Raw genomic sequence first — 1,300 nt, 5'->3', positions numbered from 1 at the left:
TGACGTTCCCCTCGTAGCGTAGAGGCCGTGGCTGAAGGGGAAGTTGGGAGTCATGGCGGAGAAGAGGCGGAAGTTCGACGCGGAGTTCCGCGAGGGGGCTGTGCGGATCGTCGCCGAGACCGGCAAGACGCTGGCCGAGGTGGCGCGGGACCTGGGGATCAACGAGACCACCCTGGCCACCTGGGTCTCCCGGGCCCGGCAAGCCGGCGGCACCGAGGCCGGGGAGAGTGAGGAGCTGGCGCGACTGCGCCGGGAGAACTCCCAACTGAAGAGGGACAACAAGGAGTTGGCGATGGAGCGTGATGTCCTCAAACGCTGCATGGTCCTGTGGGTGAAGTAGCTGTGGCGGACCCGTCGGCTCTCGTCGGGGTGATCAGCGACCAGAGGACCGGGCACGGCATCCCGCATACCGTCTCCTGCCGGGCGCTCGGCATATCCGAGGCGTGGTTCTACAAGTGGCGCCGAAGACCGGCCGAGCCGACGGACCGTGAGGTTCGGCGCGCGAAGCTTCAGGAGAGGGTCACGTACTTCTTCCGCAGGTCGGGCGACACCTATGGCTCGCCGAGGATCACGCTGGACCTGTGGGCCGAGGGCTGGAAGGTCTCGGTGAACACCATCGCCGAGATCATGGCCGAGCTCGGGCTCCAGGGCCGCAAGCCACCGCGCCGACGTCACTCGCTGACCCGGCAGGGCAAGCGGAAGGCCGCCCCTGACCTGGTGCACCGCCGCTTCGACGCGGTCTCGCCGGACGTGCTGTGGGTGGGTGACATGACCGAAATCGACACTGGAGAAGGGAAGTTGTACCTGGCCACGGTCATCGACCTGTTCTCGCGCCGACTGCTCGGCTACGCGATGGGCGCGCACCACGACGCGGCCCTGGTGGCTGCGTCCCTGAAGATGGCGGCCGCCACCCGCGGCGGCGTGGTGGACGGCGTCATCTTTCACTCGGACCGTGGAAGTGAATATGCGAGCCGGGCCTACAACGAGCTGTGCGACCGCCTCGGTGTGGTGCAGTCCATGGGACGGGTCGGGTCGGCCCTGGACAACGCCGCCGCCGAGTCGTTCAACTCGCTGGTCAAGGTCGAGTACATCCACCGGCACCGGTTCGCCACCCGCGCCGAGGCCCGGCTGAAGATCGCCACCTGGATCACCGGCTTCTACAACACCCGCCGCAGGCACAGTGCAGCCGGCGGACTACCGCCGACGGAGTTCGAACGGATCATCACCGAAGCACGAGCCAGCCACCATCAGGAGGACCTGGCCGCATAAGGAAAGCCTCTACGAAACCAGGGGATTGACA

Annotated in this window: 2 protein-coding genes; both read left to right on the top strand. The window is 67.0% G+C overall.

Annotation, left to right across the window (positions count from 1 at the left end):
- Positions 1 to 52 precede the first annotated feature (52 nt).
- Positions 53 to 340, top strand: a complete 288-nt coding sequence (locus tag ACZ52J_RS42890) for a transposase (RefSeq protein ID WP_465626879.1) — start codon at positions 53 to 55, stop codon at positions 338 to 340.
- A gap of 2 nt (positions 341 to 342) precedes the next feature.
- Positions 343 to 1,269 (top strand): IS3 family transposase, encoded by a 927-nt coding sequence (locus tag ACZ52J_RS42885; RefSeq protein WP_465626877.1) that lies wholly within the window; start codon positions 343 to 345, stop codon positions 1,267 to 1,269.
- The last annotated feature ends 31 nt before the right edge of the window (positions 1,270 to 1,300 follow it).

The organism is Kitasatospora sp. NPDC034035, from assembly GCF_055575755.1.
The sequence above is the reverse complement of the archived record's forward strand: the minus strand, read 5'-3'. Positions and strand labels throughout refer to the sequence as shown.

Excerpts from the sequence above, each read along its gene's own strand:
- ACZ52J_RS42890 (WP_465626879.1), top strand. The coding sequence starts at position 53 with ATGGCGGAGAAGAGGCGGAAGTTCGACGCGGAGTTCCGCGAGGGGGCT.